The 25,319-nt window shown below is 52.4% G+C and carries 34 protein-coding genes and 5 pseudogenes; 5 read left to right on the forward strand and 34 right to left on the reverse strand.

The window, feature by feature from the left end; genetic code table 11:
* Positions 1-257 precede the first annotated feature (257 nt).
* The 25 genes and pseudogenes from KWG61_RS14525 to KWG61_RS14625 form a co-directional block, all read right to left on the reverse strand.
* Positions 258-482, reverse strand: coding sequence for a F0F1 ATP synthase subunit epsilon (locus KWG61_RS14525; RefSeq protein ID WP_242744433.1), 225 nt, complete (start codon positions 480-482; stop codon positions 258-260).
* Positions 425-655 (reverse strand): hypothetical protein, encoded by a 231-nt coding sequence (locus KWG61_RS17840; RefSeq protein ID WP_367614220.1) that lies wholly within the window; start codon positions 653-655, stop codon positions 425-427. Before KWG61_RS17840 ends, KWG61_RS14525 begins: the two co-directional genes overlap by 58 nt.
* Positions 652-2,082 (reverse strand): F0F1 ATP synthase subunit beta, encoded by a 1,431-nt coding sequence (gene atpD / locus KWG61_RS14530; protein ID WP_242745725.1) that lies wholly within the window; start codon positions 2,080-2,082, stop codon positions 652-654. Before atpD ends, KWG61_RS17840 begins: the two co-directional genes overlap by 4 nt.
* 11 nt (positions 2,083-2,093) lie before the next feature.
* On the reverse strand, positions 2,094-2,318 hold the full coding sequence (locus KWG61_RS14535) for a FoF1 ATP synthase subunit gamma (RefSeq protein WP_367614221.1): 225 nt from the start codon (positions 2,316-2,318) through the stop codon (positions 2,094-2,096).
* Positions 2,303-2,944: a F0F1 ATP synthase subunit gamma gene (locus KWG61_RS14540; RefSeq protein WP_242744434.1), complete on the reverse strand. Its 642-nt coding sequence runs from the start codon at positions 2,942-2,944 to the stop codon at positions 2,303-2,305. Before KWG61_RS14540 ends, KWG61_RS14535 begins: the two co-directional genes overlap by 16 nt.
* Position 2,945: 1 nt before the next feature.
* Positions 2,946-4,464 (reverse strand): annotated as a pseudogene (atpA, locus tag KWG61_RS14545) (F0F1 ATP synthase subunit alpha).
* Between the two features lie 14 nt (positions 4,465-4,478).
* A pseudogene (locus KWG61_RS14550) lies at positions 4,479-5,011 on the reverse strand (F0F1 ATP synthase subunit delta).
* A complete protein-coding gene (locus KWG61_RS16590; RefSeq protein ID WP_256460714.1) occupies positions 5,005-5,133 on the reverse strand; it encodes a hypothetical protein in 129 nt (42 codons plus the stop codon). Before KWG61_RS16590 ends, KWG61_RS14550 begins: the two are co-directional and overlap by 7 nt.
* Before the next feature lie 52 nt (positions 5,134-5,185).
* A complete protein-coding gene (locus tag KWG61_RS14555) occupies positions 5,186-5,518 on the reverse strand; it encodes an ATP synthase F0 subunit B (RefSeq protein ID WP_242744436.1) in 333 nt (110 codons plus the stop codon).
* Between the two features lie 17 nt (positions 5,519-5,535).
* Complete coding sequence (gene atpE / locus KWG61_RS14560; protein ID WP_230267220.1) at positions 5,536-5,781, reverse strand: ATP synthase F0 subunit C; 246 nt, start codon at positions 5,779-5,781, stop codon at positions 5,536-5,538.
* A gap of 152 nt (positions 5,782-5,933) precedes the next feature.
* Positions 5,934-6,641 carry a FoF1 ATP synthase subunit a gene (locus KWG61_RS14565; protein WP_230267219.1) on the reverse strand — a complete coding sequence of 236 codons (708 nt, stop codon included), beginning with the start codon at positions 6,639-6,641 and terminating at the stop codon, positions 5,934-5,936.
* Positions 6,638-6,868, reverse strand: coding sequence for a hypothetical protein (locus tag KWG61_RS14570; RefSeq protein ID WP_242744437.1), 231 nt, complete (start codon positions 6,866-6,868; stop codon positions 6,638-6,640). The genes KWG61_RS14565 and KWG61_RS14570 overlap by 4 nt, the downstream gene beginning before the upstream one ends.
* 216 nt (positions 6,869-7,084) lie before the next feature.
* Positions 7,085-7,222 (reverse strand): annotated as a pseudogene (locus tag KWG61_RS17845) (AtpZ/AtpI family protein); the annotation flags it as partial.
* A gap of 3 nt (positions 7,223-7,225) precedes the next feature.
* Positions 7,226-7,846 (reverse strand): uracil phosphoribosyltransferase, encoded by a 621-nt coding sequence (gene upp, locus KWG61_RS14575; RefSeq protein WP_230267216.1) that lies wholly within the window; start codon positions 7,844-7,846, stop codon positions 7,226-7,228.
* Between the two features lie 109 nt (positions 7,847-7,955).
* Positions 7,956-8,318, reverse strand: coding sequence for a hypothetical protein (locus KWG61_RS14580; RefSeq protein WP_230267215.1), 363 nt, complete (start codon positions 8,316-8,318; stop codon positions 7,956-7,958).
* A gap of 6 nt (positions 8,319-8,324) precedes the next feature.
* The gene (locus KWG61_RS14585) at positions 8,325-9,404 is read right to left on the reverse strand and encodes an MBL fold metallo-hydrolase (RefSeq protein WP_242744439.1); all 1,080 of its coding nucleotides are present in this window, start codon (positions 9,402-9,404) and stop codon (positions 8,325-8,327) included.
* Entirely contained in the window at positions 9,394-10,230 is an 837-nt protein-coding gene (gene dnaB / locus KWG61_RS17850) for a replicative DNA helicase (RefSeq protein WP_367614222.1), read from the reverse strand. Before dnaB ends, KWG61_RS14585 begins: the two co-directional genes overlap by 11 nt.
* On the reverse strand, positions 10,170-10,592 hold the full coding sequence (locus KWG61_RS17855) for a DnaB-like helicase N-terminal domain-containing protein (RefSeq protein WP_367614223.1): 423 nt from the start codon (positions 10,590-10,592) through the stop codon (positions 10,170-10,172). The genes dnaB and KWG61_RS17855 overlap by 61 nt, the downstream gene beginning before the upstream one ends.
* 155 nt (positions 10,593-10,747) lie before the next feature.
* Positions 10,748-11,218: a 50S ribosomal protein L9 gene (gene rplI / locus KWG61_RS14595; protein WP_367614224.1), complete on the reverse strand. Its 471-nt coding sequence runs from the start codon at positions 11,216-11,218 to the stop codon at positions 10,748-10,750.
* Positions 11,219-11,305: 87 nt separating this feature from the next.
* On the reverse strand, positions 11,306-12,145 hold the full coding sequence (locus KWG61_RS14600; RefSeq protein WP_242744441.1) for a DHH family phosphoesterase: 840 nt from the start codon (positions 12,143-12,145) through the stop codon (positions 11,306-11,308).
* Positions 12,123-12,656, reverse strand: coding sequence for a hypothetical protein (locus tag KWG61_RS14605; RefSeq protein ID WP_242744443.1), 534 nt, complete (start codon positions 12,654-12,656; stop codon positions 12,123-12,125). The genes KWG61_RS14600 and KWG61_RS14605 overlap by 23 nt, the downstream gene beginning before the upstream one ends.
* Entirely contained in the window at positions 12,653-13,147 is a 495-nt protein-coding gene (locus KWG61_RS14610) for a hypothetical protein (protein WP_242744445.1), read from the reverse strand. The genes KWG61_RS14605 and KWG61_RS14610 overlap by 4 nt, the downstream gene beginning before the upstream one ends.
* A 153-nt stretch (positions 13,148-13,300) precedes the next feature.
* Entirely contained in the window at positions 13,301-13,921 is a 621-nt protein-coding gene (locus tag KWG61_RS14615) for a hypothetical protein (RefSeq protein ID WP_242744447.1), read from the reverse strand.
* Entirely contained in the window at positions 13,903-14,154 is a 252-nt protein-coding gene (locus KWG61_RS14620) for a hypothetical protein (protein ID WP_242744449.1), read from the reverse strand. Before KWG61_RS14620 ends, KWG61_RS14615 begins: the two co-directional genes overlap by 19 nt.
* A 287-nt stretch (positions 14,155-14,441) precedes the next feature.
* Complete coding sequence (locus KWG61_RS14625; RefSeq protein ID WP_230267209.1) at positions 14,442-14,930, reverse strand: DUF5684 domain-containing protein; 489 nt, start codon at positions 14,928-14,930, stop codon at positions 14,442-14,444.
* A gap of 376 nt (positions 14,931-15,306) precedes the next feature.
* On the opposite strand from KWG61_RS14625, the gene KWG61_RS14630 reads away from it, so the two are divergent.
* Both KWG61_RS14630 and KWG61_RS14635 read left to right on the forward strand, forming a co-directional pair.
* Positions 15,307-15,894: a hypothetical protein gene (locus tag KWG61_RS14630; protein ID WP_242744451.1), complete on the forward strand. Its 588-nt coding sequence runs from the start codon at positions 15,307-15,309 to the stop codon at positions 15,892-15,894.
* 110 nt (positions 15,895-16,004) lie between these two features.
* Entirely contained in the window at positions 16,005-16,790 is a 786-nt protein-coding gene (locus tag KWG61_RS14635; protein WP_367614402.1) for an AAA family ATPase, read from the forward strand.
* A gap of 11 nt (positions 16,791-16,801) precedes the next feature.
* On the opposite strand, the pseudogene rpsR reads toward KWG61_RS14635, so the two are convergent.
* The 6 genes and pseudogenes from rpsR to KWG61_RS14665 form a co-directional block, all read right to left on the reverse strand.
* A pseudogene (rpsR, locus tag KWG61_RS14640) lies at positions 16,802-17,031 on the reverse strand (30S ribosomal protein S18).
* 27 nt (positions 17,032-17,058) lie between these two features.
* Positions 17,059-17,664 carry a single-stranded DNA-binding protein gene (gene ssb / locus KWG61_RS14645; RefSeq protein WP_242744453.1) on the reverse strand — a complete coding sequence of 202 codons (606 nt, stop codon included), beginning with the start codon at positions 17,662-17,664 and terminating at the stop codon, positions 17,059-17,061.
* A gap of 12 nt (positions 17,665-17,676) precedes the next feature.
* Positions 17,677-17,853 carry a 30S ribosomal protein S6 gene (gene rpsF, locus KWG61_RS14650; RefSeq protein ID WP_242744455.1) on the reverse strand — a complete coding sequence of 59 codons (177 nt, stop codon included), beginning with the start codon at positions 17,851-17,853 and terminating at the stop codon, positions 17,677-17,679.
* Positions 17,835-17,972 carry a hypothetical protein gene (locus tag KWG61_RS14655; RefSeq protein ID WP_242744457.1) on the reverse strand — a complete coding sequence of 46 codons (138 nt, stop codon included), beginning with the start codon at positions 17,970-17,972 and terminating at the stop codon, positions 17,835-17,837. Before KWG61_RS14655 ends, rpsF begins: the two co-directional genes overlap by 19 nt.
* A 372-nt stretch (positions 17,973-18,344) precedes the next feature.
* Positions 18,345-19,253: a hypothetical protein gene (locus KWG61_RS14660; protein ID WP_230267206.1), complete on the reverse strand. Its 909-nt coding sequence runs from the start codon at positions 19,251-19,253 to the stop codon at positions 18,345-18,347.
* A gap of 420 nt (positions 19,254-19,673) precedes the next feature.
* The gene (locus tag KWG61_RS14665) at positions 19,674-19,856 is read right to left on the reverse strand and encodes a hypothetical protein (protein ID WP_242744458.1); all 183 of its coding nucleotides are present in this window, start codon (positions 19,854-19,856) and stop codon (positions 19,674-19,676) included.
* Between the two features lie 103 nt (positions 19,857-19,959).
* Between KWG61_RS14665 and KWG61_RS14670 the strand changes: the two genes are divergently transcribed.
* Entirely contained in the window at positions 19,960-20,460 is a 501-nt protein-coding gene (locus KWG61_RS14670) for a hypothetical protein (protein WP_242744459.1), read from the forward strand.
* Between the two features lie 129 nt (positions 20,461-20,589).
* On the opposite strand, the gene KWG61_RS14675 is transcribed toward KWG61_RS14670, so the two are convergent.
* Genes KWG61_RS14675 through KWG61_RS14685 form a run of 3 tightly spaced genes read right to left on the reverse strand, consistent with a single transcriptional unit; the run spans position 20,590 to position 22,347 of the window.
* Complete coding sequence (locus KWG61_RS14675; protein ID WP_367614403.1) at positions 20,590-21,222, reverse strand: DegV family protein; 633 nt, start codon at positions 21,220-21,222, stop codon at positions 20,590-20,592.
* Complete coding sequence (locus KWG61_RS14680; protein WP_242744460.1) at positions 21,195-21,485, reverse strand: DegV family protein; 291 nt, start codon at positions 21,483-21,485, stop codon at positions 21,195-21,197. The genes KWG61_RS14675 and KWG61_RS14680 overlap by 28 nt, the downstream gene beginning before the upstream one ends.
* Positions 21,460-22,347: a DegV family protein gene (locus tag KWG61_RS14685; RefSeq protein ID WP_230267203.1), complete on the reverse strand. Its 888-nt coding sequence runs from the start codon at positions 22,345-22,347 to the stop codon at positions 21,460-21,462. The genes KWG61_RS14680 and KWG61_RS14685 overlap by 26 nt, the downstream gene beginning before the upstream one ends.
* A 605-nt stretch (positions 22,348-22,952) precedes the next feature.
* Here KWG61_RS14685 and KWG61_RS14690 point away from each other — a divergent pair.
* Together KWG61_RS14690 and KWG61_RS14695 are read left to right on the forward strand one after the other, a co-directional pair.
* Positions 22,953-23,652: pseudogene (locus tag KWG61_RS14690) on the forward strand (ABC transporter ATP-binding protein).
* Positions 23,652-25,196, forward strand: a complete 1,545-nt coding sequence (locus tag KWG61_RS14695; RefSeq protein WP_242744461.1) for a hypothetical protein — start codon at positions 23,652-23,654, stop codon at positions 25,194-25,196. The pseudogene KWG61_RS14690 and the gene KWG61_RS14695 overlap by 1 nt, the downstream one beginning before the upstream one ends.
* Positions 25,197-25,319: the final 123 nt, after the last annotated feature.

A 25,319-nucleotide genomic window follows, 5' to 3' on the forward strand; every position in this document is an offset into this window, starting at 1 on the left:
TACAGCTAGCTTTAAGCTGTACCCTGAATTTTTAATTACGAGCCTCACCACCTAATGTATTGTGCCTTCATTTCCCCCTTCGTTTCTTTCTTCGCTTCTTTCTTCGCTGCGCAGCGGATCCGGCTCGCCATGCCGACCTGCGGCCAGTCCGGCGAAGAGGATTAACGGATCCATGAATCAGGCAGACAAACGGAAAAAGAGCTTTTTCTTCCCGGCATGCGAACAGAAAAAGCTCCTGATCTATAAAGAATTCTGATTTAGAGAGAATCGGTAACCGACAGACGGTTGATCGCACGCCGCATGGCCAGTTCGGCCCGGCGCATCTGATCGAGATCTCCCTGTTTCTCCATGCGTTTTCTGGCTCTTTCCAAAGCCGCTTTGGCACGCGGAATATCGATTTCCGCCTTGCCTTCAATAGCATCCGTCAGCAGTCTGGCTTCATCGCCGTAGAACTGGAGAATGCCGCCGGAAATGGCGTACACCTGCTCCTGTCCGGAGGCGACATGAATGACCAGCTTGCAGGGAACGAGAGAAAAACGACGGGAACATGGTTGGGCAGAATCGTAAATTCGCCCAGCACGCTTTTGGCGTGAATGCTTGAAACCGTTTCTTCCAGATAGCGGCCGTTCGGCGTGACTACACGCAGTTTGATCACTTGGATTCTTCCTCAATCTTTCTGGCTTTTTCAACCGCTTCCTCAATGGAGCCGACAAACATGAAGGCCTGTTCAGGAAGGTCATCGTACTTGCCGGAAAGCAGTTTTTCAAAGGAGTCGATCGTGGTTTCAAGCGGTACATAGACTCCCTTGATACCGGAGAAGACTTCCGCTACGTGGAAGGGCTGAGAAAGGAAGTTACGAACGCGGCGTGCGCGGTTAACGATCTTCTTGTCTTCCTCGGAAAGTTCGTCCATACCAAGAATCGCGATGATATCCTGCAGTTCATTGTATTTCTGCAGAATTTCCTGTACGCCTCGCGCCACTTTATAGTGACGTTCGCCGATTACGATCGGATCCAGCATACGCGAACTCGATTCCAGCGGATCCACCGCCGGGAAGATACCCAGCGCCGCGATGGAACGGTCAAGTACCGTCTTGGCATCCAGATGGGAGAAGGTTGTCGCCGGAGCCGGGTCCGTCAGGTCATCGGCCGGTACATAGACCGCCTGAATCGAAGTGATGGATCCTTCCTTCGTCGAAGTGATACGCTCCTGCAGCTGACCCATTTCGGTCGCCAGCGTCGGCTGATAGCCTACGGCCGAAGGAACACGGCCAAGCAGAGCGGATACTTCGGATCCCGCCTGGGTAAAACGGAAAATGTTATCGATAAACAGAAGAACATCCTGATGTTCCACATCACGGAAGTATTCCGCCATGGTCAGACCCGTCAGGCCTACGCGCATACGGGCGCCTGGGGATTCGTTCATCTGACCGTAAACGAGTACGGTTTTATCGAGAACGCCGGAGTCTTTCATTTCGTAGTACATGTCGTTGCCTTCACGGGTTCTCTCCCCTACGCCGACAACGACGGATTTGCCGCCGTGTTCCGAAGCGATATTGTGAATCAGCTCCTGAATCAGTACGGTTTTGCCGACACCGGCACCGCCGAAGAGGCCGATTTTACCGCCTCGGGCGTACGGAGTCAGCAGGTCAATAACCTTAATTCCGGTTTCAAGAACAGCCGATGTCGTCGACTGCTCGTCAAATTTTGGAGCCGGACGATGAATCGGCATGGTCTGTCTGGCATTGACCGGTCCGAGTTCATCAATCGGTTCTCCGAGCACGTTGAACATGCGTCCAAGCACTTCCTCACCGACCGGTGCCTGAATCGGCTTGCCGGTATCGATGGCGTCCATGCCGCGGACGAGTCCGTCGGTGCTGCCCATCGCAATGCATCGAACGAGGTCGTTGCCAATTCCCTGGGAAACCTCAACGGTCAGCGAAGTCCCGTCGGATTTGGGAATCTTGATTGCGGTAAGCAGATCCGGAAGCTTGCTGTCGGGAAACCGAATGTCGACTACAGGGCCGACAATCTGGGTTACGACCCCGGTATTTTTGTTTCGTCTTTCGCATCCATAAGCGATTTGCGTCCTTTCTACTTCAGGGCGTTGGCACCGCCAACGATTTCTGTAATTTCCTGGGTGATGGCGCTCTGGCGGACACGGTTGTACTCGAGGTTGAGTTTCTCTTCGAGTTCTTCCGCGTTGTCGGTCGCGCTTTCCATGGCCATGCGCCGGCTGGCCTGCTCGCTGGTCTTGCTTTCCATGTATTTGGAATACAGAACCGATTTTGCGATCATCGGAATCAGCTGCGCAAGCATTTCTTCCTTGCCAGGCTCAAAGAGCATTTCCGCATGCACCTTCGACTCCTCTTCGGACTTTTCCGGTTTCTGCGGGGAAGCAGGGTGAGTACTTCCGGCTCGAACGTCAGCGTATTGACATAGCGGGTATAGAGAACCCGAATGGCACCGACTTTTCCCTCGTCGTATTCTTTCAGCGCCAGATCGGCATAGCGGGCAAGTTCTGCATACGCATCTTCCTCGCTCATGTCAACCAGACGGCCGAACAGTTCCATATTGCGGCTGTTTGCATACGAGACGCCGTGCGATCCGATCATGACGATCTGATCGCCGTTTTTTACGCACTCGGTCAACAGGCGCTGTACGTTGGCGTTGTAGCCGCCGCAGAGGCCCATATCCGAAGTGATCACAAACAGAAACGACGGCTTGTTTTTATCTTCCTTCAGATACGGCGCTCCGGAATCAGCGTGGGCGAGTACCACCGCCAGCATTTCCTGCAGGGCGTTGGCGTATTCACGGTTGCGCTCCATGGCGGAACGGGTTTTGTTGAGCTTGGCACTGGCGACCATCTGCATGGCGTTGGTGATTTTCTTAGTTGAGCGAACCGAAGCAATCCGGCTTTTAATCGCCTGCTTGCTGGCTGCCATACTAGAGGCCTGCCTTTACTTTATAGTCCGCAAGAAAGTCGTTCATCAGCGCTTTGATGCGGCTGGTCAGATCATCATCCAGAGCTTTTTCTCGGCGATTTCTTCGAGGATTTCCGGATGTTCGGACTTGAAGAACAGAAGCATTTTTCTTCGAAGTCTTCAACGGAATCCACCGGGATATCCTTAAGGAATTTATATTTGCCCGAGAACAGAGAAAGGACTTCTTCCGGCATTGGCATTGGCGAGTACTGCTTCTGAACGAGCAGACGCGTCAGACGGTTGCCGTGGTTCAGAACTTCGGCCGTAGCGGCATCGAGGTCGGAACCGAATTTGGAGAAGGCTTCCATTTCCGCAAACTGAGCCAGTTCCAGTTTCAGCGAGCCGGATACCTGCTTCATGGCCTTAACCTGCGCAGCGGATCCGACACGGGATACGGAAAGACCCGAGTCAACGGCTGGACGAAGACCGGCGTTGAACATGTCGGTCTTTAAGAAGATCTGACCGTCGGTAATGGAAATTACATTGGTCGGAATGTAGGCGGCAATATCGCCGGCCTGCGTTTCAATGATCGGCAGCGCGGTCAGAGATCCGCCGCCGTGCTTTTCATTCAGACGGGCTGCCCGTTCGAGCAGTCTGGAATGGAGATAGAAGACGTCGCCGGGGTACGCTTCACGTCCTGGCGGTCTGCGCAGCAGAAGCGCCATGGCGCGGTACGCTACCGCGTGCTTGGACAGATCATCGTAGACGATCAGTACGTCCTTGCCCTGCTCCATCCACTCTTCGCCGATGGCGCAGCCGGAATACGGCGCAATGTACTGCAGAGGCGCCGCTTCGGAAGCCGTGGATACGACAACGGTCGTGTAGTCCATGGCGCCGTGCTGTTTCAGCTTTTCGACAATCTGGGCTACCGTACTGGCTTTCTGACCGATTGCGACATAAATGCAAAGCACATTCTGATCTTTCTGGTTGATGATCGTGTCGACCGCGATCGCGGTTTTACCGGTCTGACGGTCGCCGATGATCAGCTCACGCTGACCGCGGCCGATTGGAATCATCGAGTCGATGATTTTCAGACCGGTCTGCAGAGGAACGGATACGCTCTTACGGGTCATTACGCCGGGCGCTACGCGCTCAACCGGGCGAAGACGTGTGCCTTCGATCGGGCCCTTGCCGTCGATCGGTTCGCCCAGCGCGTTGACTACGCGGCCAAGCATGCCGTCGCCGACCGGCACTTCGACAATATGACCGGTGCGTTTTACGGTATCGCCTTCCTTGATGTCCGGGTTGTCGCTCATCAGTACAACGCCGACCTGATCTTCTTCGAGGTTGAGGACCATGCCGTAGACATCATGCGGGAAGAGGAGCAGCTCCGACATCATCGCGTTTTTCAGTCCATAGACATTGGCGATTCCGTCGCCGACACTCAGTACCGTTCCGCTTTCGTTCATCTCGACTTCTTTATCAACGTTCCGGATCTGTGCTTTGATCAGTTTTGAAATCTCGGAGGGATTTAAACTCATACACATCACCTGCTTCAGCTTTTCAAAAGCTGTTCTTTCATTCTTTCCAGCTTGCCCTGATAGCTCGCATCGAGCACGGCATCAGGGGTACGGATAATCATGCCCGCGATCAGAGACGGATCTTCTGAACACTTCAGGCGGATTTCCGCGCCAAGCTTCTTTTGAGAGCGGCTTTCAGCCGTTCTTTCTGGTTTTCATCCAGCTTTGCGGCCGACGTCACGTACACGTTCTGAATGTTGTGCAGTTCGTCGAGCAAAGCCCGGTAATCTTCTGCGATTTTTCTTAAGTGTCCGCTCATCGAATGACGGCTGACAATTTTAAGGAAGTCCCCAAATACGGGATGGGTACCATCCTGAAAGAGCTCCAGAAGCAGAGCTTCTTTCTGGGCAGAGGGGACTGCAGGATGAGAAAGCCAGGGCTCGAGCTCCGGGTTTTCATCCATCACCGTTTCCATCTGCTCAAGGTCATGGAAAACGGCATCTTCCTCATGATTTTCCTGGGCAAGAGAAATCAGAGCCTGAGCATAAGGAAGGGCGGTATCTACCATTTGCCTTCACCTGCTTCATCAATCAGATCGTCCAGAATCTTCTTCTGTTTATCGGCATCAATTTCCGAATCCAGGATCTGTCCGGCAGCGGCAATGGCGACATCGGTAATAGCGGCTTTCATTTCGCCCTGCGCACGCAGGCGTTCCTTTCGATGTCTTCCTTGGCCGCCCGTTCTATGTTGGAAGCCTGTTTCTGTGCCTGATCCAGAATCGAATCCTTTTCCACCAGCGCTTCGCGTCTTGCCTGGTCAATGATTTCATTGGCACGGCTGCCCGCAGCAGCGAGCTGACGGTCGTATTCTTCCTTTTCCTGAAGCGCTTCTTTTTCAGCGTCTCGGAACTGTCGATGTTGTCCTGAATCAGTTTCTGACGCTTGTTGATAAAGGCCAGAATCTTATCCCAGAAAAAATGTTTGCAGAAGAGAACGATGATGAGTGATGAAATGCATACCAGCAGAACATCCTGCCAGGAAATCCGCAGGTAGTTATCAATATTGAAATCAATCATCGGATCTCACCAGCGGCCTAGCCCTTCACGAAGATGAGCAGAATGGCGATGATCAGCGAGTAAATACCTGTGGTTTCAGCCAGCGCGATACCCAGTACCATGATGGACTGGATTTTACCGGAAGCATCCGGGTTGCGGCCTACGGCTTCCGCACCTTTGGAAGCGGCAATACCCTGACCGATACCAGGGCCAAGACCAGCGATCATGGCGATGCCGGCACCCAGGCAGGCCATTCCTCTTACGAAATCTGCATTGAATTCCATAAAACTGTATTCTCCTTTTCAAATTAAATGGATGGGGATCGAAAGCGCGATCCCGGGCGGTTCATGCACAGCCATAAAGCTGTGCGCTTTTTCTGTATGTGTACTGTCGTATGTCTGCCCGTGTTTGTGCAGTCCTGACAGCCCTCAAAGGATCAGTCTTCCTGTTCAGCGGTCTGCTGACCGAGGAAGTACGTGCCCAGCGTAAAGAAGATATACGTCTGAATTACGCCGGAGAACACATCAAAGTACATGTGAAGGAACGGCGTAATGGTCAGGCCAAGATATCCCCATGGGGCGATCGATTTGATCAGCGTGTAAATCAGAAGCGAAATAATCGTTCCGGCCAGAATGTTGCCGAAAAGACGCATCGTCAGCGAAACCGGCAGGGCCAGTTCACCGATGATATTCAGCGGCGTAAGCAGCCACATCGGCTCGGTCAGTTCTTTTAAGCGGGCCTTGAGGCCAGCCTTGGTGATTCCGTGAAACTGAATCATCAGAAAGAACATCAGCGCGAGCGTTGCGTTGAAGGAAACATTGGAGGTCGGGTTCTGAAATCCGATCAGACCGGTGAGGTTGGACAGCAGCATGCAGACCATCAGGGTGCCGAACATCGGCAAATAGTGGATGGTCGTTTCTTTCAGGTTGCCCTGAATGACATACAGACACAGGTTGTAAAGCTCTTCAGACCAGTAAACGATGCCTTTTGGAGCTTTGGACGGGTCCGCTTTTTCAATTTTCTTTCCTGCGATCCAGGCGACAATGCCTACGATCAGGCAGATCACAAGCCATACGAGAATGGACTGGTGCAGGGAGAAGTTGAACGAACCGAAGTGAAAAACAATCTGACTGACTTCGCTCATTCAGTCTCCTTTCCGCCGCGCCTGGCGTAAAGCACCAGGGTGGCTTTCTGGATTGCGATGCCTGCCATCAGCCCGAGTACGGGAAGACCTGCAAAAGCCCCCGCAAAAAGCAGGACGGCATACATCAGATACCGAAGCATGTACGAGCCATAGCCTTTGCTCTTCTTGCCCGCGTCCGCACCGGAAAGGTTCCGGGTCGAGAGGGCAATCATGTAAAGGGAAAGCATGGCGCACAATGCTCCATAAAAAATCGCGAACGCGCAAAAATCCATTGTCTTCCCTGGACAATGAAAAGACTGACTGCGCACGCGACGGCACAAAGAATCAGGGTGGCCTTCCCGCTGTAGCGGAAAAGCTGCCGAAGATCCGGGGACATGGCGTCTATTCCTTTCCGGAAGATTTCTTCTTGTCTTTTTCTTGTTGCGATACAGCAGAACTAAGAAGCTGCCGATAATCGCATACAGCGTAAAGACAATAATCCAGACAGGGGACATGTTCGTCCAGGAATCAATCAGATACCCGAGCCAGATGCACACGAGCAGATTGACCAGGAGAAACCCGCCGAATTTCATCGGATTCATAGGCTACTTCGTGCCGAAAATACGGTCTCCCGCATCTCCGAGTCCTGGAACGATATAGCCGTTCTCATTGAGATGGTCATCGAGAGCGGCCAGATAAATGTCCACATCCGGATGATGCTTTTCCACCTCGGCTACACCTTCCGGCGCACCGACCAGGCACACCAGCTTGATGTTGGTCGCGCCCTGCCGCTTGACCATGTCAATCGCGGCACAGCTGCTTCCGCCGGTTGCGAGCATCGGGTCAACAACGATCGTCACAGCCTCCGGCATGTTCTTGGGGTACTTTTCAAAGTAAACATGCGGTTCCAGCGTCTTTTCGTCACGGAACAGACCGATGTGGGCCACTTTGGCCGTTGGAATCAGATCGAGAATGCCCTGAGTCATTCCAAGTCCCGCACGCAGAATCGGCACGACAACGACATCCTTGGCCAGCTTGTGACCGGTCATGGTCGTAATCGGCGTTTCGATTTCTGCGTCGTGAAGAGGAAGATCGCGGGTCATTTCATAGACCATCAGCGATCCGATTTCATCAAGGTTATCTCTGAAGTCTTTTGTACTTGTGTTTTTATCACGCATGATCGAAAGCTTGTGCTTGATCAGCGGATGATCAAAAACAGTAAGCAAAGTGAATCACCTTCCTTTATCGAAGACATTATACCAAAACCCGCTCAATTCCCCGGAGATAGCTCAGGGTAAGCAGAGTGAAATTCTTCCATCTCCGATACGGATATTTTTAATACGAATCCATTATGATTATTGCCAGTTTGCCTGTACTTAAATCGTTTTGAACTTTTCTGGAGCGATTGCGGCGCACTGGCCAGTTTCCGATTTTTGCCCAGAGGCAGACCAGCGCGGGGCAAAAGCGCTCGCCATCTCCGGTTTCCAGGCGAAAGCCCGACAAAATCCGCCCGGCTTCCTTCCGTCCAGACAAATCGGAAAAAGACAAAACGGGAAAAGACAAAGCAGGAAAGAACAGGCCGGAAAAGCCGGGGCGGACAAAGATACGGGCATTGGCGAACAAAGTCCGGCTATAAGAAAAGCGGCAGCCTTCTGGAAAACCAGAGACTGCCGCAAAACGGCAAGCCGCTTTAGACAAGCAGCTTTATGAACGAAAATGAGACGATTTCCTGTTGGAAAAGAAAGCATGCGATTTCGTTTCAGGCAGCATGTGACGATTCGCCATGACCCGCCAAAGCGGCTTTGGAACGTGAGCGTTTGGAAGCAGCTTTTTGAGGCGCAGGCAAAGCCGCAGGCGAAGCATCCTCTTTCGATCCGGAAAAGACGTACTGTCCGTGTTTTTCGCTTTGTCTGCCGGGTCTGTCAAATCCGACAAATCCGACAAATCCGACAAATCCGACAAATCCGCCGAATACGCAGCCGCCGTTTCGTCAGCCGCCTCATCATCTTCCCGGATCTCGCCAAAATGGAGCGGTTCAAACTGCTTTGCAGCTTCAATCACAAGCTGATCGTGATGAACGTGCGCATACTCGAGCCGTTCAAACAGAGCGCCTAGCGCCAGTTCGGGCGTATTGGCTTCTTCGGAAAGATGAGCCAGAACGATATGGCGGGTGCGCCGGGTCATGCAGCTGCAGAGAATGCGGGCGCTGTCCTGATTGCACAGATGACCGGTATCGGAGGCGATGCGCATTTTCAGAGCGAACGGCCGGTCGGTCTGGTTGAGCTTTTCCAGATCGTGATTGCTTTCAAAAATGTAGTAGTCCGCATCCGAAAGATCGCCAAACAGCGCTTCAGGCACGTAGCCGGTATCGGTCATGTATACGAGCTTTTCGTGTTCGGACTTAATGACAAACCCCATCGACGGACCCGAATCGTGCGAGGTTGGCAAGGCGAGAATTTTCAGGTCCCCTACCTGAAAGCGGACAGGCGGCAGAACCTGACGCAGATCGAGAGTCACCGGCTGCTTTTTATAGTTTTTGGGATGAAGGGCGCAGCAGGCGTATACCGGCAGGCCGGTAAAATGCGAAAGCTGCCGGATATGGTCGCTGTGGCTGTGGGTAATGAGCAGGGCATCCAGATCGTCCGGACTTACCCCTGCATCATCCATGGCGTTTTTGAGATAGCGCCAGGACGGAGGTCCGCAGTCGATCAGAATCTTCGTATTGTTATGCCGGACCAGACAGGCGTTGCCTTTCGATCCCGAGCAGAGCAGATCAACCCGCATAGCCAGGCACTCCGTCATGCGCCAGAGAAGAAAACAGCGAATACGACTTTTCGAACACGAGCTGAACTTTACCGGTTTCACCGTTTCGATGCTTTTTCAGGGAAAGATCGACAACTTCGGTTTCCGTCTGCTGATCTGGATCCGAATTGTAGTACTGCTCACGGTAAATGAACATGACGATGTCCGCGTCCTGCTCGATCGATCCAGATTCACGCAAGTCGGAAAGCTGCGGTTCATGGTTGGTACGCTCTTCGACTTTTCGGGACAGCTGGGAAAGCGCGATAACCGGGCAGTCCATTTCCTTGGCGAGAATTTTAAGGTTTCGCGAAATGTCCGAAACTTCCTGCTGACGCGAGTCGGTACGGCCGCTTCCGCTGATCAGCTGCAGGTAGTCGATGACGATCAGAGAGAGCGAACCGGCCTGGTTTTTCAGCTTGCGGCATTTCGAGAAAATCTGGCTGACTTTGACCATCGACGTATCGTCGATAAACAGTTCCCGGTCTGACAGCTGAGCGCACGCATCAGAAAGGCCGTTCATTTCGCCGTCGTCGAGCTTGCCGCTGGTGAGCTTGCCGCCATCGATTCTGGATTCCGAGGCAATCAGACGCTTCATGAGCGAAGCCGCCGGCATTTCCAGCGAGAAAATGGCGACCGCGCCCGGGTTGCGTCGGGCAACCTGGTTGGCGACATTGAGCGCGAACGCCGACTTACCCATCGCCGGTCGGGCGGCGAGAATAATCAGATCACCGCGGTGCAGACCGTTGGTCATCCGGTCGAGATCGGTATACCCGGTCCGGATGCCGCTGATGCCGCTCTGTTCGCGCAAAATGGAAATTTCATTTTTACTTCTTCGCAGATTTCCGCCGAAGAACGAAAGTCCGAACCGCGACGGCGCCGGGTGACGTCCATGATGGACCGTTCGGCGTCATCGAGAATGGAATCGAGTTCGAGCGAAGATCCCGAAGCTTCTTCCGAGATCCGATCCGCAGTACTGATCAGGCGGCGCAGCTGCGCCTTGGCCTGAATGGTCTCAATATAGCGGCCCGCGACCGCGCCGGAGACAGCACCGTCGACGAGTTCGGAAATATAGTCCATGCCGCCGCTGCTTTCGAGTTCTTCGTTTTCCTGCAGGCGGAGCACAATATTTTCAAAATCAACCTGACGGCCGGCGGACGCGAGCGCCAGCATGGCGGAATAAATCTGCTGGTGAGCAGGAACAAAAACTCGGCTGCCGTAAGATCCTCGTCCCGGCACTTGGACAGGACTTCAGGGTCGATCAGTACGGCACCGAGCAAGGCCTGCTCCATGCGGCTCGCATTGGGCAGTTCCTGAATCATGACAGATTAAGCTCCTTTCGCGCTGACATGGACGTGAATGGTTCCGATGATTTTTCCTTTGTACAGATCCACTTTCACGTTCGTGGTGCCTAAGGAATCTACCGGCGTTTCCATCATGATTTTGCGCTTGTCGACGACAATGCCTTTTTCCGAAAGGGCATGGGCGATCTGCTTGGACGAAATCTGGCCAAACGTGTTGCCGCCTTTTCCGGTGTTGAGGGTGAACTCGAGCTGCATGTTTTCCAGCTCTTTGGCGATGCGCTCAGCTTCCTGACGGTTCTGGTCGTCTTCTTCCTTGCGCGCGGCGATGCGCTCGTCCAGGGCACGGGTGTTTTCCTTGGAGCAGACCACAGCCAGACCGTTCTTGATCAGGTAGTTGCGGGCGTATCCGTCCGAAACTTCCTTGACTTCATCTTTTTTCCGACTTTGCGGACATCGGTTAACAAAATTACTTTCATTTCTACTCCTCCTCTTCATCGAGAAGATCCTGCAGCTGGGCAGCGACTTCTTCGACCGTTGCGTTTTCTCTCTCGAGGGCCGCGGCCGTGAAATGGCCGCCGCCGTTCATTTTTCCATAATTTTCTGCACGTTGACGCTTCCGTCGCTGCGTGCAGAGACAGCTACGCTGCCGTTGTTTTCGTTGATTCCGATGGTGAATGCCGCGCTGCAGCCTTTGAAGCTGAGCAGCTCATCGGAAATTTTGGAGAGCATCGTCCGGCTGACCGGCTCATCCAGAATATCAATGAGATATTTATCGCGATACAGCTTTGCTTTTTCAATCATCTGCGCCTTGCGGCGATAGGCGGAATAATCCACCTGCAGAGCCTGTTCGGCGCGGTTGGCGTTCGCGCCCCAGGAGCGCAGCGTCGCGGCAGCCTGGAACGTCCGCTCGGACGTGTGCTGCTTGAAGCGGCTGGTGTCGACAACGATACCAAGATACATGATTGTCGCTTCCATTTCATAGATTGGAATGGAGACCGTCGAGGATTCCAGCAGTTCTGTCATAAGCTCGCAAGTCGAACTGGCTTCCGGTTCGATGTAGCTGACCAGAACATTTTCCTGGCTGGCTTCCGCGTTGCGGCGGTGATGGTCAATAATGACTTTTCGAATATCCCGCTTGAGCAGTTCCTTGCCCGATGAAATGGCCGGGTTGGAATGGTCGACCAGAACGAGCAGATCTTTCTTATCGTCCGCCATTTCCAGTGCCTGCTCTTCGGTAATGCAGCGATGCCGGCTGAGAATGGTGCTCGAGTAGGCGTTCATCGTATCGGACAGCTGCGAATCGCGCGGCACGTCCTTTAATACGATATACGGATCCTTGCCCAGCGCGCGAACCCAGTTGGAAGCGGCCAGCGCGGCGCCCATGGCGTCGTAGTCGGTGTTAACGTGACCCAGAATAAACACCTTCTGGGAAGAGCGAATGACATCCTGCAGGCTGGCGCCGACAGTGCGGACGCGCGCCTTGGAGCGCTGGGTGGATTTTTCGGAATTGCCGCCGATGAATTCGACCGGATTTTCCCCTTTTAATGGCGATCTGGTCGCCGCCGCGCGACTGAACGAGTTCGGTCAGTTCGTTGAGCAGACGGTCGATTTCCAGAAAGCTCGGCTGGTCGCTGACGAAGGCAGCGGAAATGGTCATCGACAGATCGGACTTGTTGGCTGCGTCCTTGATTTTCTGAAGAATCGGGAAGTTCTTCTTGCGCATGGACGTGAGGATTTCAGAGTCCAGAACGAGCAGATAGCGGTCCGAGCGCGTACGGCGCATTAAAATGTGCATCTCCTTGGCCCAGGCCAGAAGAGGCGTGCGAATGCGCGTGTTGATGTCGTTGATCAGCGCTTCGTTGTCGTAGGACAGATACTCGGAATAGTTGTCGAGTGTCAGCGTTCCGACGACGATGCTGTTTTGCGCAATCATCTTTTATAGCGTTCGAGTTCCGAAATGTTGCGCGCAAACAGAACCGAACTGTCTTCCTTATGAATGAATTCGAACGTGTTGCCGTTATACATGCAGACGACCGAATCAATATCGCTCTGAAACAGGTCCTTAATGCCGTCAATCACCACGGTGAGCTTGTGATTGACCAGATTCGGGAAAAAGGGGCGCAGATAGTCCGAAACCCAGGTGGCTTCGTATTCTTCGTTGTAGGTGATGATGCCGACTTCGCCAATGGAGAGCGCCTCTTTGGCGTCGCGCCCCAGAATGCGGCTGATCTTGGCATCGGACTGGATGCCCTTCCTTCTTAACTGCAGCCAGAACGCGGTAATCAGAAACAGAAATCCCGCATCCAGCAGCAGAAGCAGGGCGAACATGATCCATTCTCCCGCAATCGCCTCGTAGACAGTCATGACACCGCCAAGCGCAAGCAGGAAATAGAAAGCAAACAGCCATTTCCCGTATTCTTTCATGATGTGCTCCTTTGTCTTTCCATACCTCCTGCAGGTTTCAAGAAGCCAGCAGCTTCTCTTGCCGCACACGGATCGATCGTTTTTCGAACAAAGAGCGTCTTTTTCAAAACAAACGGATCGAATCTTACTTTAGCGGGCGGTTGCGTGCAGGACTTACGAACCTTTCTTTCTGGCAAAGGTACGTAAGACTAAATTATACATCCCTGTCAATGCCGTATACACATTGAGCAGAGGCATCAGCGAAAGGAAGGTCATCCAGAACAGGCGGTTCTGAATGGCTTTTCTTTTCTTTTTCAGTTTCGACGGATGGTTTTGTACGGAGGGATCGTCACGCAGTTCGTCCATCGCCGTTCTGGCTTTTCGAAACTGCAGCAGATAGCCCTGCCAGACCATCAGTAAAAAATCAAGAATCAGAAGACCGAGCGCCAGATCGCGCCATACCGTGAGCGCCGGATTGTTCTGGTAAACCAGAATTTCCCATACGCCCCATAAAACGAGCAGCAGCCAGAAACACCACGGAGAAACGTCCCAGTTTTCCGGCAGCTTGAACGGCACCGGCCGGTGCAGAACCCGCTGGCAGAGAACGACGCAGCCCAGCGCCGCCACCAGCGTTTCCAGCAGACTTTCAATAAACGCCAGCAGGATCAGAATCATCATCGGCGAGACCATCCACAAAAACGGTCCCATGACGGACAGTTCTTCCTTAACGTCAAAACCAAAGACTGCGGCAAAGACGGTCATAGAAAGCAGATCCGTCACAAACAGAATGAGCATGGTCGCCAGACAGAGAACAAAAGATTTTTCTGGCGTATGGCGCCGCGGCCAAACACATACCCGCATACCAGCATTGATCCGGCGACCAGCCAGGTCGTGATGCCGGAGAGCATGAACATAAGTAGAAACATGGCCAGAAACGCGCAGAGCGGTACTTTGGAATCCTGATCGCAGATCAGACAGCACAGCAGAATCGGCAGTCCGAAAAATACGGAAAGAGCGATTCGACCCACAGTCCGCCAAGCGTGTTCAGAAACAGAAAGACGCCAAAAACCGCGGTGAGCATTCCGGCCCGGACAATAGACTGAATTTTCATATACACGTATATCTTAGGCTGATTTGGCTGTGCGCTCCATATTTCTGACAAAATCACATACTTGCCGGCCGTATTTCCCGGCGCACTTGCGGTAAGTCTGCGGTGTGTTTGCCATTTTCTTTTACTGATCTTTGCCCTCGTCCATACAAAAGACCCTCTGTTCAGACGGCCTTCCATTTGAAATAAATTGAAAAACAATTTCGATTACGAGCGGCTGCCGCTTGTATAGCCTTCGTAGCGGTTTCCAATGTAGCGGCTCGAACCGAAGCCGATGATCGGATAGAACAGGAAATCCAGCAGATAGATGCCCAGAAAATAGCCGATGCCATGGCCGTACGCCAGCGAAACGTTGTAGCAGAGGCAGGCCTGAATAATGGCCGCTACAATCGAAAGGCCATAGGCGAAATACAGGAATGCGGAATTGAACGTTCCAACCGCCAGATAGTAGAAAATACCAGCGAACAGTTCCGTTCCCAGGCCAAACCAGAACATCTTCGTCTGCCAGCTGATCTTGTAAAGCAGATACAGATTGTAAACCGGAATCAGCGCTTTCCAGCCAGCCACGTTCGCCTTTTCAAACATTTTCCAGAGGCCGACGACCTCCAGAATGATGCAGGCAATGCCCAGCCAGGCCGTAAGACCGATGTTGAAGTCGAGTCCATACGAATAAGGGGCCAGAATTCCAAATAACATAAAATCACCTCAATGCTTCCTTGCGAAGTCTTTCTATCCCTATTGTACGAAGCCTCGCAGTATTTCATTTTGATTTGCCCAGCCAAATATTTTGACAGACAAGGCCACAAATCGAGTGAAAAGTCATTCGGATTGCCCAAAGTGCGGCAGCTGCAGGCGAGACACGTTTTGGATCCGCCGGTCTGTATGCCCGCATAAGGCGGCAGGAAATACCGGCAGCGAAAATACCGCAGTGGAGATATGGAAAGAAGAAATGCGGGAAAGACAGGCAGAGACGATACGCCTCACTGACATACGGTGAAGACTGGCAGTGAAGACATACCTTGAAGACAGGCATAAGGGACGGTTTTCCTTTCTTCGCTTTTATAATGAGGGCATGACTGTTGAATCTTCTTTGCGCCAGAATCTGCTGACCGCTTTAGGAACGTGCGATTTCCTGCATGAGCTGACTGGCTGGGACATGCGCCGAAAACTGGGATATACGCTTATGATGGGCGTCTGGAACCGGACCCGCTCCGAAAGCGCCGTTCAGAAATTCATCGCCTTCTTTCCCAGAGAAAGCCGGCCGGAGAGCGCATGGATTCATGAGAATCCGACTGTGCTGAATACAAATGTTTTCGACGATTCTGTTTCACTCGATGAGGATTTTCAGTTTGCGGACCATTTCTTTCAGATTGCTGATCCAGACTTCCCCAATGCCAATCAGGATCTGCTTCACGCCATTCACGATCAGATCGATACGCTTTTCGATCCAGGTCGAACCGATTTGGATTCTTCGGATGCATCTATGTCGAATTTGTCTGCCAAACAATTCGCAGAGGTCTCACAGGCGCCCGCTGGAAACAAAGAAGACCAACGCGAAGACGAGTCTGCAACCGGCAAAAAGAAACAAAGTCCTCGCCGGACGATTCTTCGCTTTCCTCCAGTGCACTGCAGGAAGATTTACGACAGCTGGATGCGCTGACCGGTCTGGAAGAAGCGAAAAACGAAATCCATACGCTTTGCGACCTGCTCCAGATCAGCCGGCTGCGTCAATCGCGCGGGCTGAAAAGCGCACCGGCCGCCCGCCATCTGATCTTCTCCGGCAACCCCGGCACCGGCAAAACGACTACCGCCCGGATTGTCGCCCGCATTTACAAGGATCTCGGCTTTCTTTCGCGCGGAACCTTTGTGGAATGCACGCGCGGCGATCTGGTCGGCGAATACATCGGCTCTACGGCGATGAAAACGAAAAAGGTCATCGATAAAGCCATCGGCGGCGTTCTCTTTATCGATGAGGCGTATGCGCTTGCCCGCTCGTCCGAACGCGACTTTGGACACGAAGCCATCGAAGTTCTTTTGCGCGAGATGGAAAATCACCGCGACGATCTTGTCGTTATAGCAGCGGGCTATCCGGCGGAAATGGACCGCTTTCTCGACTCCAATCCGGGGCTGCGCTCCCGCTTTACGACGTGCATTCACTTTGAAGACTTTCTGCCTGACCAGCTGTTTTCCATATTCGAACACATGGCCAGAGCGCTCGATTACACACTGAGTCCGGCAGCCGCAAAGAAAGCAGGCGCCTATTTCCAGCAGCTGACCCGTCCGGCCCCCAAAGGCTTTGCGAACGCGCGGGATGTACGGACGATGCTGGAAAAAGCCATCTCCCGACAGGCCGTACGGCTCGTCAGAAATCCGGATCTTCTTCAGCTCTCCAGCAAGGAGCTGCAGACGCTCGAAAGCGAAGATCTCCCTTCTGAAAATCGAACATTCCCCATTCATGGAAAAAGGCCGTTCTGTTCTCAGCAGCAGAAAGGCCTTTTGTGCGGATTGAAAAAGACAGGCGAGCCGAAGCCAGCCTGTCTGAATGGGTATGGGTAAATTAACCGAAATTAGTCTGCAACGTAAGGCAGCAGAGCCATCTGGCGTGCGCGTTTGATGGCAGTAGCAAGCTGTCTCTGGTAGCGGGCGCGAGTTCCAGTAACACGTCTGGGGATGATTTTTCCGTTCGTGTTGATGAAACGCTTCAGCAGTTCAACATCTTTGTAATCAATTTCCTTGATTTTGTTTTTTGTAAAGTAGCAGACTTTTTACGGCCCATGCGCTGTTTTTTGAATGCCATGTGTCGGATCTCCTTTCTTGAATTCGTTTAGAACGGCAGATCGTCGGAAGAAATGTCCAGGGTGGACGAATCGTCGACGATGCCGCTTGTGTCATTGTCGGGTGAAGCAGAAGCAGCTCCAAATCCTGTGTTTTCGCTCTTCGCGTAAGGATTGGATGCCTGCGAACCATAGCCGTAGCTCTGGTTCGAATAACCGCCAGAATAGTTCTGGCCTCCCGAAGCGTCCTGACTGCCGTAGCCGCCGTAGCTCTGGGAATTATCCGAATAACCGCCATTGTAGCCGTAGCCCTGATCCTGAACGTATCCGCCTCGAGCGTTTCTCGGTTCGAGGAACTGTACGTTGTCCGCAATGACATCGGTCGTGTAGACTTTCTGTCCCTGCTGGTTAACGTAGGATCCGGTCTGAATGCGTCCTTCGACGCTGATCAGCGAGCCTTTATGCAAAAAGCGAGCCATGTTCTCCGCTGTTTTGCCAAACGCCGTGCAGCTGATGAAGTCAGCTTCCGGCTGTCCAGGCTGTTTATAGCGGCGCTCTACAGCAAGAGTAAACCTGAGCATGTTATTACCTGACTGAGTCCGGCGAAGTTCCAGATCTCTCGTCAGTCGACCAATTAAATCAACGCGGTTCATCATAGACGGTACCTCTTACTTTTCTTCTTCTTTTTTGATAACCATGACACGAATTACGCTGTTGTTGATACGACACAGACGCTGGAATTCTTCAATTCCTTCGTTGTTAGCGGTGCAGTACATAACCACATAGTGGCCTTTTTTCATGTGATTGATCTCGTAGGCAAAATCTTTTACGCCCCAGTTGTCCACTTTGTCAACGGAGCCGCCGTTCTCAATGATTGGAGCATACAGTCTTTTTCAAGAGCTGCGAACTGTTCGTCATCGAGCGATGCATTCACAATGTACATAACCTCATACTTTTTCATCATGTACACCTCCCTCTGGTCTGTCGGTCCTGTCATCAGGCAGGACAGGAAGCAAGATAGACTTGCCGAAATACCTTATCAGAAAAGGAGAAAATGCGCAAGTCTGTCCTTTTTCAGATTCAAAACCGGGTAGTCTGACGATCTGTTTTTCAATCTGAATCTTTATACGGCTGCCCGACTGTCTTCAGGGAAATATTCCAGATGCCGTGCGGCCAGTCCGCTCTGCCGTCTCAAGCACCGGGATTCTATTCTCCTGCCTGTACATCGATATCCGCTCTTTTCCCATAAAAGAACCGGATCGATTAAAAGAACCGGCTCGATCTGTACGATCGGCCGGTCTAAAGTCATTTTTTCGAATGCGGAAACTATTCTTCCTCAATAAAGCGTTCCATCGTCATACAGAGGCGTCCGAACGGCGTAAAAGGCAATATCGTCATCGACTTTCCATAAATCTCCATAGGCGCGCCAGTCATGGTACTTTGTTGTATACAGATGGCGGGACTTCCCGTTGATTTCTGCCGTCAGACAGTACACAGGAATGCCTTCTTCGGTATCGGAAGTCATTTGAGAAGCCTCTTCCGTCCATCCCTTTTCGAGCAGGCGATCTGCTTCTTCCGAATCGACCGTATAAATCCGATCGCCGTCTTCCGGATTGTAGAAAGCACGCACTTTCGTGCCCGAATCGGCTGACATCACAAACATTTCTTCCACCTGCTCCCATCCCTGATCGACCAAAGCGGTGCAGGCCGCACGATCATCCACGAGACGGTATTCTTCCGTTTTCGGATTTCGGAGCGTATAGACAGGATAGTCTTCCGTTACATACACATGGAACCGATCCGTCTTCGGCAGCTGCAGAGCGATATCCGGATCCAGACCTCTTTCCTTCATTTCTTCCAGATCCCAGTCCTGCAGCCGCGTAATACAGTCTTCTCCAGGTTTTACCGCTTTCCAGCTTCCGTCTTTCTTAAAGGAGATCGTTCCATTCTCCGAAACATAGTGCAGGTCGGCCGGTGCTTCAAAGCCATAATTCAGATCGGCATGGGTGATCATATGACCGCCTTCACCCGGGCGGCAGTACTGCAGCCTGGATGCGATCGTGTCATTTTCCATCACCCACAGCTCCCCTTCTGAGCTCGAAGAAATGGTCTGCATGGCGGTGCTGGAAGAAGAAGGCTGCACCGTGCCGGCAGTGCTCGATGAAGAATCAGTACAGCCCGAAAAAACAAGAATGCCTAAGCACACGCACAGAGCCTTTTGCAAACCAAATCGTTTTCCTGTCATATTCAACAGCTCCTTTCTCTGTTCCTTCACAGGATGCCGCTCAAAGGGCGGCCATCCTTTCGAATAAAGATCCTCCTGAAGCTTTCAAAATCTGAGAGCTAAAGCCTTATTCCATAATGAAAGATCCGGTTTCTTTCTTCCATTTCTCCATTCCATGAAAAATGCGTTCAATTTTTCTGTCTGGATTTGGCGCGTGCGGTGCTTTTCTCTCCTTCTGATTGTAGACAGGGAATGGTTTGCGAAATCTAAAGAAAAATCAAGTTTTGTTCAATCAATTTTCAAAGATGGTATTTGGAATTTACACGCGTTTTCAGTCGTCTGTGATCCGGAAGAAAGCGCTTTTCCAGTTCAGAACAGACAAAACAGGAATGGCTTCTGCATCCTTCTTTTTATGAAAACAGACGCTTTTCTTACACGCTTTCAGCGTGTCATTTTCATTACGTTTTCATCATTTTTGCGCTTGCCTTTAGCCGCAATCAGTGACAGTATTGTGTCTTGCGCAGAGGTCGTCTTTTTATTTTCTCCGGTCTTTCCCCGCATCTTTTGCAGACCGGTACCGTTATTGAAATTGGCTGCGCAAGGCAGGAACATCATGTATTTCAATCCGATTCAAGCACGCCGGGCCCGCTCGGCTAGAGCGCGTCGTCGATTTTATCAGAAAAACGTCGTTTCTTACTTCATATGCGGCAGTCCCAGACGCCGCGTCTTGTACTCAGCTCCATTCTGGCGATTACTGTACTGGCTGTTTTTCCAGTCTGTTCAACCCGCTCATGGCTTCCGAAGCGATTACCTTCAAAAGGAAGTAAGCCCCGTCGAAGCCGGTTCGGACTATTCGCTGTATGACATGATCGATAAGATTCATTACGAAACTGAAAGCACACCCGTCTGCTCGACCAACCTCAACATCAATAAGGCCGGCAGCTATACCGGAGCCTGCACGATCGACGGGCACCAGTCCCAGGTCGACATTCAGGTTGTGGATACGACTGCGCCGAAACTCGAAGTGCAGAATCTGACCGTCGGCGTCAGCGACGAAGTGGACGCCCAGAGTTTTGTAACCAAGCTCAGCGACTGTTCGCGCTGCAAGCTCTATATTCTCAATCCGTCCATGCTGATCCACGAACCCGGATCGCGCATGGTACAGATTCGCGCGCTCGACGAATACGGAAACTTCACCGTACGAACCGCGCTGCTGACCCGCAAATAAATTCACAGACCGAGTTTCCTCGGTCTTTTCTTTTTGAAAAACGCGAAATGCCGCCGCAGGTTTTCCTCGCCTGCAGCGGCATTTTATTGTCTCTCCAATTTTTAATTTCGTTTTCGTACGAAAGTCGCATTAAATGCGGATCGTATCTTCGTCGGTATAAACCATGACCGGATAGCCGGCTGGATCAAAAACCTGAACCGCCAGGCAGTTGAGTCCGGTATGAATGCCGACGGCGCTGACCAGATCGATTACGCGAACCGTAGCCCCGTCAAAGTTTTCCTTGATCTTGCGGGCGAACGCCTTCGCGCTTTCGAGAGAATCCACGTGAGCGACGGTAAAGTCATAGTCCTTATTGGTGCCCATATCCTTGAGCAGGCTGATCGTACGATCCTGCGCGCGGGACATCGTGCGGACTTTATCGACCGCGTCAACGCGGCCTTCAGTCTTGCGGTTGACGTGAAGGATCGGCTTGATTTTGAGCAGTCCGCCAAGAGCGGCTGCTGTTGCGGTCAGACGGCCGCCGCGGCGCATGTGCTGGAGGTCGTCGCAAAGAACGAACGTATCGCAGTTTCCCGCAATCTGTTCGAGCTTTTCCATGATTTCCTCAATGCTCTTTCCCTGCTCATACATCGTTTTGGCGGTGATAATGCAGTGGGACTGGGTTACGGCTGTCGTTCCGCAGTCAAACCCGTAAAAGGCCAGATCCATCTGGTGCGCAGCGGACTCCATGGCATTCAGGGTGCCGGAAAGTCCGCGGCAGATCGGAACGCAGAATACGCCCTCATATCCGTCTTTTTGAGCTGTTCAAAGAGATCTTCGATTTTTCCAAGCGAAGGCAGCGAGGTCTTCATCAGTTTCTGCTGGTGAAGGTTGTCAATGACCTGGGCATAGGAGATATCTTCAAACTCGTCGTAGGTGTTCTGTCCTTCTGTAATCTGCAGAGGTACGGAATAAATTCCATGCTTTTTCCAGTATTCACTGCTGAATCCGGTTCCGCTGTCAGTCACAAATGCGAGTTTCATCATATTCCACTCCTTCAATTTTCGGGATGTACTGTACGCCGACCGAGCCAAGTCCGGTGTGCGCCGCGATGACCGGGAACATGTTCAGCACATGAACCTTTGTTCCAGGACGCAGCGCCGCCATCATTTCTCTTGCCGCCTCTGCCGAAGCATCCGCGTTGCCGTTCAGAACGAACAGTTCGTAGTCGACGCCGTCCACAAGACCCTTGGCTACCTGTTCTACGCCGCGGCTGACCGCCTTATGGAAGGTGCGGACTTTTTCAAAGGAGTCGACTTTGCCCTGCGTATCTTTGGAAACGCGCAGGACCGGCTTAATCTTGAGCATGCCGCCAAGTTTGGCAGCAAGCGGCGTCAGACGTCCGCCTGCGGCGAGATGGTCGAGATTGTCGACCATCAGATAACCGGCTGAACCGTCGACTGACTTGCGCAGCGCGTCGACGATGGCTTCCGGATCCCTGCCCTGTTCGAGCAGCTGCTGGGCCGCAATGACCAGATACTGCTGCACGGCGAGGGTCGTATAAATATCGAGCGTATGCACGACGATATCGAAGCGTTTTGCGGTCGCCTGGATGATCTGGTTGGTTGAAGAGAGGCCGTTGGACAGATTGATGACAATCACGTCCGTTACGCCTTCGCTTTTCAGCCGTTCGAAAAGCTCTTCTTCAAGAAGAAGAGGCGGCTGGCTGGTCGTGGGCATTTTGCCTTCATCGAGAAGCTCATACAGCTTTTCGCAGGTCAGATCCACGCCGTCGAGATACTGTGTCTCGTCGACGAGAACCTGCAGGGGAAGAAATTCTATTCCTAAGGATTCGGCCTGCTTCTGCGTTAAGCCGCTGCCGGAATCCGTAATGACTTTTACTTTCATAATTGATCTGTTCTCCATTTTGCGGGAGCCATCGTTTCATGGTCCGCCTACATTTTAGCGGACCATGCTCCGTTTTCCACTAATCGGACATGACTGAAATATACAGATCGACAGCTGTGTGTGCAAATGGCTTTGGCAGGCCGAAAATACAAGGAGAGAACAGATCGACAGACGCCATAACCAAATCCGCACAGAAATCCATCCGCATTTCATTCGTCCAGAAAACATGGAGCAGAAACACAGGAAAACAGGATCTATTTAAGTAATTTGGAATATTCTTTCATCTGGTTTTAAAAGCAAGATGCCATTGCTTAGTATATCAGATCGTTTCATCCTGTCTGTACAGGCCGGCAACAGTTTCCTTTTTCGACAGTCTTTGCATCGTTTTGTCCGGATTTTTCCATTTTTCCTCTCGGGATAGAATCCGGCCTGAAAAACGCTTTCCAGCCGCTTTGGTCCTCTCTTTGGCCCCGGCTTTTCGTATTGCTGCCAAACGGTCAAAGAGAGGCAGGAAATGAAGGTTTTCGCACAGTCCTGCTCAAAAGCAGGTCATAATAAAAGATAACTAACCTTCCCTATTTAGAGACTTCAGGAGGTGTTCTGCGATGAGTTTTATTGAATTCAAGGACGTCCGCAAGGACTATCAGATGGGTGAAGTATGCATTCATGCCCTGGACGGCGTCAGCTTTTCGATTGAAGAAGGCGAGTTTGTGATTATCGCCGGCGCCAGCGAGGCTGGAAAATCCACCATTCTCAACCTGCTTGGCGGCATGGATACCGTCAGCTCGGGAACCATTCGCGTCGGCGATAAAATCGTCAGTGATTTTGATTCGAAGCAGCTGACGCTCTATCGGCGCGATGACGTCGGGTTCGTCTTCCAGTTTTATAACCTGATTCAGAATCTGACCGTCCGCGAAAACGTCGAACTGGCGGCCCAGATTTCCAAAAGCCCGCTCGATATTACCGGAACGCTGAAATCCGTCGGACTGCTCGACCGGGAAAACAACTTCCCTTCCCAGATTTCCGGCGGGGAACAGCAGCGTGTCGCAATCGCCCGCGCGATTGCGAAAAATCCGCGCCTGCTCCTTTGCGACGAGCCGACCGGCGCGCTGGACTACCAGACGGGCAAGCAGGTTCTCGAAGTCCTGCAAAACATCTGTAAAGGAAAAGACGACAGTCGTCGTCATTACGCATAATCTGGCGCTGACACCGATCGGCGACAAGATTATTCGAGTGCGTTCCGGAAAAATCGAAAGCATTACCCGCAACGAGCATCCGATGAGCGCACGGGAGATTGAATACTGATGACACCCGCACTATGGAAAGACCTGTTCCGTGAAATCCGCCATTCCCTGGGGCGCTACCTGTCCATCCTGGCCATCACCGCTCTGGGCGTCTCGTTTTTTGCGGGCATCAAAGCCAGCGCGCCGGATATGAAAAATTCGGCCGACGTCTACTTTGACCGCTACAACCTGCAGGATATACAGGTGTACTCCACCGTCGGCTTAAGCGACAAGGATCTCGAGGCGCTGAAAAAGGAACCTGGCGTGAAGGACGCGCAAGGTCAGTTTTCCGCCGATTATCTCTGCCGCAAAGGCAGCCGGGAAATGACCGTTAAAGTCCTCTCCTATACGGACGGACAGACGATCAATACGCCGCGTCTGGTCGAAGGCCGCCTGCCGCAAAACGACAGGGAGTGCATGGTGGAAGGCGACAGCGCCACGGGAAACATTTTCGGGTCTTTTGAGATCGGGGATACGGTTCATCTGTATTCCGGAAACGACACGCCGGTCAGCGACGATCTCAAATACGACACCTACACCATTACCGGCAAAGCCTATTCTCCAAACTACCTGTCCTACGTACACGGCTCTTCTTCGATCGGTTCCGGTACAGTCGATACGTATTTCTTTATCCCGCAGTCCGCGATCAAGGCCGACTACTTTACGGAAATCGATCTGACCGTCGACGGGGCCAAAGAAGCGGATACGTATTCCGACGCCTACTTCGATCTGACCGATCCGGTCGTCGATGAAGTCGAAACGCTCGCCGACAGCCGAACCGTCCTCTGGAAAGACGAACAGCGTCAGAAAATTGACGACCAGGAAAAGGAAGCCCAGGACAAGCTCGCCGATGCGAAAAAGAAGCTCGACGACGCGAAAAAGAAACTCGAGGATGCCGCGCTGCAGATTGCGGATGGCGAAAAGCAGATTTCCGATAACGAAGCGCTTCTGGCCAGTTCAAAAACGCAGCTCGATCAGGGACGCAGCGCGCTCCAGTCCGGAAAGCAGCAGATCGCCGACGGCCTTGCTCAGATTGATGCCGGGCTGGCTCAGCTGCAGGGCATCGATACGACCGCCAGCGATCTGATTGCCAGGCGAGATGCGCTCACGCAGGCCATTCAGGGCGTCCAGTCCATCGATCAGGCCATTTCCGGAATCGAATCGCTCGATCAGGGTATCCAGACGCTGAGCCAACAGATTGCCGCGCTCGAAAGCGCCGATCCCCAAAATACGCAGCTGCCGGCTTTAAAAGAACAGCTTGCGGCGCTGCAGGCACAGCTGCAGGGCGTACTGGCCCAGGCAGTGCCCGGCGCGCCCGACGCAGCTTCCGCTCTAGCTGCGCTGAACACGCAGAAAAGTTCTATTCTCACCTCGATTGGCGGATCGCTCGATGCCGCAAACGCCTCTCTTACTGCCTTAAATGACGGAATTGCTCAGGCGCAGAGCGCCATCGTACAGCGCGACGCCTTAGTCAAACAGCGTCAGGAACTTGCGGCCCAGCAAAATGAGCTGGCTGCGAGTGAAACGCAGCTGGCCGCAAACCAAAAACGTATGACGATGGCGTAGCCCAGCTCAATCAGGCCCAAAACGATCTGGCAAAAGCCAGAAGCGATTACGCCAGCGGTCAGAAAGAATACGAAGACGGTCTGGCCGAATACAATACGAACAAAAAGAAGCCGAAGACAAAAT

The sequence above is a fragment of the Allobaculum sp. Allo2 genome, from assembly GCF_022701175.1.
Lineage (GTDB): Bacteria > Bacillota_I > Bacilli_A > Erysipelotrichales > Erysipelotrichaceae > Allobaculum > Allobaculum fili.